This is a genomic window from Aeromonas sp. HMWF016, from assembly GCF_963878195.1.
Taxonomy (GTDB): domain Bacteria; phylum Pseudomonadota; class Gammaproteobacteria; order Enterobacterales; family Aeromonadaceae; genus Aeromonas; species Aeromonas lacus.
In genome coordinates this window covers 1-4,079 of sequence record NZ_CAWNWX010000039.1, presented here as the reverse complement: position 1 = coordinate 4,079, position 4,079 = coordinate 1, and the positions used below count along the sequence as shown (strand labels likewise).

Annotated in this window: 5 protein-coding genes; 2 read left to right on the top strand and 3 right to left on the bottom strand. The window is 41.7% G+C overall.

Going from position 1 to position 4,079, the window contains the following annotated elements; all coding sequences use genetic code 11:
- Together AACS24_RS05800 and AACS24_RS05795 are read left to right on the top strand one after the other, a co-directional pair.
- On the top strand, nucleotides 1–399 hold a 399-nt coding region (locus tag AACS24_RS05800), incomplete at its 5' end, for a response regulator (protein WP_181364327.1).
- Nucleotides 400–923: 524 nt separating this feature from the next.
- Complete coding sequence (locus AACS24_RS05795) at nucleotides 924–2,852, top strand: inverse autotransporter beta domain-containing protein (protein ID WP_146181462.1); 1,929 nt, start codon at nucleotides 924–926, stop codon at nucleotides 2,850–2,852.
- Nucleotides 2,853–3,023: 171 nt separating this feature from the next.
- Here AACS24_RS05795 and lysC read toward each other — a convergent pair whose 3' ends face one another.
- From lysC to AACS24_RS05785, 3 genes are read right to left on the bottom strand one after another with little or no spacing between them, the layout of a single operon-like run.
- On the bottom strand, nucleotides 3,024–3,263 hold the full coding sequence (gene lysC, locus AACS24_RS21815; protein ID WP_146181461.1) for an Rz1-like lysis system protein LysC: 240 nt from the start codon (nucleotides 3,261–3,263) through the stop codon (nucleotides 3,024–3,026).
- Complete coding sequence (locus AACS24_RS05790) at nucleotides 3,193–3,561, bottom strand: hypothetical protein (protein WP_181364326.1); 369 nt, start codon at nucleotides 3,559–3,561, stop codon at nucleotides 3,193–3,195. The genes lysC and AACS24_RS05790 overlap by 71 nt, the downstream gene beginning before the upstream one ends.
- Nucleotides 3,558–3,944, bottom strand: coding sequence for a M15 family metallopeptidase (locus AACS24_RS05785; protein ID WP_108572663.1), 387 nt, complete (start codon nucleotides 3,942–3,944; stop codon nucleotides 3,558–3,560). Before AACS24_RS05785 ends, AACS24_RS05790 begins: the two co-directional genes overlap by 4 nt.
- Nucleotides 3,945–4,079 lie beyond the last annotated feature (135 nt).

Genomic DNA, 4,079 nt, shown 5'->3' with positions numbered 1-4,079 from the left:
AGTGAGTTTAATGTAATTAAAGATTTATTGCGTTCTGCTTTAAAGACACAGCCTAATATAGATAATATTATGCTGTCTGGTGATGGTAACTGGAACTTATCATTGAACAAATTTAGCTTTAACTCCATGACTGATGTGTCAGACGTAGTGATTTATGATTTAGACTCCATGGAAAAAGAACCCAGGTGGAAATTGGACCGTATGTTCGATGCACTTCTAAACATACAGATAGCTAAGCATGGGATGTCCTCGCTTGTTGTTATCTCAAGCGAACATCAACTGAAATTGTTGCAGCGAGAAGTTAATTTCATTGAGGGCTTTGTGATCACCAAACCATTCACTTTTAAGCAGGTCGCACAAGTAGTGAATAATATTTGGACATCAAATCTTACGTCTTAACTTCAGCATTATTTATGTGACCACTTTCATTGTTATATAGCGAATTTAATAATATGAAAACTTTATAATGATACCTTGTATAAGCTATTTATCCAAGGGTCTTAGTTTTAGTGATGACTTTGCATGAGCAAAACAAATTTTTATATAAGGAGGCGAATGGGGGGAAAGCTAACGTTACACATACATTTAACTCTCACAGCCTCGTCCTTTCACTAATAAACCTAGTTAAGTTGATGTGGTTATGTTGAACAGAGTAATTAAGATTGACGTGCGGTGCGCTATAAGTTATTGATTTTAAACTGAATATTCTTTAATTGTAAAGAACTTCAAGATATCTGTATCCCCTCGGTATGCTAGCTTCGAAATAGTAAGGCAGACTAAGTGTCTGGCTGTCTGGCTATAGATGCAGCAGATGCCAAGAAATTCTGAGTTTCTGCTGGCTGAGTGTGATACTAGTCATTTTTAGCATCGCACCATCGTCTAATGGCTATGTTTATTGTCATGGTAAGGGTAAGGGGTATAAAGTGGTAGATAGTATTAAGGCTGCATGGAGGTTGTTATTTTCATTTGTCATGCCGGCTATACTTATTTTAACTGTGTTTACACCAATTGTAGTGAAAGCGAATGCAGATGAAGTTGACAGTAAAATTTACAAGGTTGCTGAGCTATCATCGCAGGTTGGTCGTCTCATTGCTGATGAACAAAGTGAAAAGGCCGTCACTTCTATGGCATTAGGCAGCGTGACTTCGGCTGTATCAAATCGTGCTGAAAACTGGTTTAATCAGTTTGGTACTGCACAGGTTAAACTAAATACTGCGCCAGATTTTTCGCTCAACGGTTCTTCGTTGGACTTCCTTTTTCCTCTATATAACAGTGCCACGGATATTGTGTTTAGCCAAGTTGGTATCAGAGAAAATGATGACTTGGTTACCACGAATATAGGTTTAGGTCATCGCCATTTTTTCCATCAGTGGATGTTCGGGTATAACGCATTTTTAGACTCGACATGGAATAATGTAAATCGTCGTTATGGTTTTGGTAGTGAGGTTTGGGTTGATAACTTACATATTTCCAGTAACCTCTATCATGGTCTCACTGATTGGCACTCTTCCCGCAGCCATGACGGATATGACGAGCGACCTGCAGATGGTTGGGATGTTCGAGCTGAAGGTTGGCTACCTAAACTACCCCAGTTAGGTGGCAAAATAGTATATGAACAATATTATGGAGATGGTGTGTCGTTATTTGACGACTTTAATGATCGTCAACATAACCCTCATTCTTTTACTCTTGGGGTTAATTATACGCCTGTGCCTTTGGTTACAATGGGGCTTGATCAGAAGCTAGGGAAAAATGGAGTGCATGACACTCAGTTTATATTGCAGATGACATACCGTCCTGGTGTGTCTTGGGTTCGGCAGATTTCGCCAAATAGCGTTGTTGCGTTACGTCAATTGAGTAGTAATCGTTTGGATTTAGTTAATCGTAATAATGATATTGTGTTGGACTATCGTAAGCAGGATAATCTCGTATTACATTTCCCCCTTCAAGTGACTGGCGAAGCTCTGTCATCTGTAACGCTGATCCCAATGATCGAGTCTAGCAATGGCTTAGACCATATCGAGCTTAATGATGGTCCCTTGCTCCATGCTGGCGGTAAAATAATTTCGAACAGTAACAATGTCATTGTGATCCAACTACCTAACTATCAGAATCTGCCGATCCCATTGGATGGTGTGGCGGTGGATCGAAAGGGCAACCGTTCCAATGTGGCTGAAACTTTGATTACAACCTCACCCCTAGTCCTTGCTTCTCAAGTTACGGTGGATAAAACTAGCGTAAAGGCTGATGGTAACGATCATGCTACCTATACCGTCACAGTCACAGATGACAACAACCAACCGATAGCAGGTAAAACCGTTAGTTGGAGTACCAACTTTGGCAAGCTTGCATCGACAACGGGGACAACCAATAGCAGTGGCCAGACAAGTGTGACTCTTTCCAGCACCTCTGCTGGTCAGGCTATTGTACAGGCCGAGTTTGAAGGAGTGAAACTACTCACTAATCCTGTGATGTTTGTTGCGCAGTTCGGTTCTCCGTCACTAACAGTACCAACAGAAGATACAATAGGTGGCCCAGCGTTAAATATTGACGTAGCGTTAAGCGAGCCCTTCATCATCACTTATCAGGGTATGCAGGCTGGGGACGTGGTCAGTTTGGCCGCCAAAATAGAGGGTATTGATGGCCAACATGCTTTTACAAAGGACTATACGGTTACTTCTGCTGATGTGGCTCAGAACTCTGTGGCGATGGGACCTTATCCAGAAGACTTATTAGGTATAGATACACATGTTTCCACTAAAAACGGTCATTTCAGGGCAACTGTCACCCGTCCTGCAACAGGACAACGGCTTAGTTCCCCTACTGTAGATGTATTCGTAGATACCAAGTGAGCTAGAAATATATAGTGCTTGCTATAAGCAAATGGAGAATAAGAACAGTTTCAGTCACTCCAATTTAGCACTTCGGGAGGCATATGCCTCCCGAAGTGTTGTTATAAAACATAGTTTCAAACAAATGATATATATAGCCTTTTTATTTACTTTATTTTTAATGGCTGCTCGTCAATGTGGCATGTTAAAAATCTGTAATAATGTAGCTATAGCATCTTTATCTAGGTTACACTTTGCCAGTGCTAAATGTAACCGCTCGACGTAATCAGGATAATCACCCCAGTGCTGTACTGTAAAAGGAGGAATAGCGCAGTGAACAAGAAGAGATGTAGGAACTGGATTAACCAGACACGGAGTGACCGGTAAGGGCGTTGCGCTGCAACCGAATAATATTATCTGGCACAAGCTCATTAGCACAAGGGATTTGGGCCACCATTTTCCGTATCTGCTGTCTAGTCTGTTCACTGTTTTCCTCCAGTTGTTGTTGTTGCAGCTGTTGCTTACTTAGCGTCGTCGAAATGTGATCAAGATGACTGCTAATTTTCGCCAACCTAGCCTGCAGTGAGTCGACTATCAATGTGAGCCGTTCATTTTCAGCCTGCTTAGATAGCAGGCTTTTGTATTGCATTCTTAGTATTACCCCCCCCACTGAAATGGCTAGACACAAGATAATTAAGGCAGTACGTTTCAGGATCAGCAGTATATTCACGGATATACCTCCCATGGTAATTCAAAATGTGGGCCGTCTCGTAGAGACTGCCACTCCCCTCCCCATGTTAGTAAAATATTCAGCTCAACTGCTGCCAACTTCATTGCGTTGGCTACCATCGTAAATGCATGCCAATCATGCCATGGAATCTGGTTATTTAACCAAGGGGCTAGATCCACCGCGTGGCCAGTAATATGTCGACTATTCAACGTTTTGGTGACGCCAGCTGCTTTCAATTCTCGTTGCCGCTCTGGTGTTCGCACACCCTCAAGCACTATAAAGTCCACCGGACTAAGCAACAGAGCCCGTCTGACTACTTGTATTAAATCAGAGTGGACTCCTTCCAACCGTCGTTCACTACGTGCACTGAAAGTCCATGTCATGATTTACTCTCCTATTTAATCATTAGGATTGAACACCAACATAAATGTTAAAATTCTTATTCTCTAATTGAAGGCTTACTTATATACCATCATCATGTAATTTTTTAGTTCTGATGATGGAACTCACCATATCTC

Coding starts and splice junctions, on each gene's coding strand:
- lysC (WP_146181461.1), bottom strand. CDS start 3,263: ATGAGCTTGTGCCAGATAATATTATTCGGTTGCAGCGCAACGCCCTTA.
- AACS24_RS05785 (WP_108572663.1), bottom strand. CDS start 3,944: ATGACATGGACTTTCAGTGCACGTAGTGAACGACGGTTGGAAGGAGTC.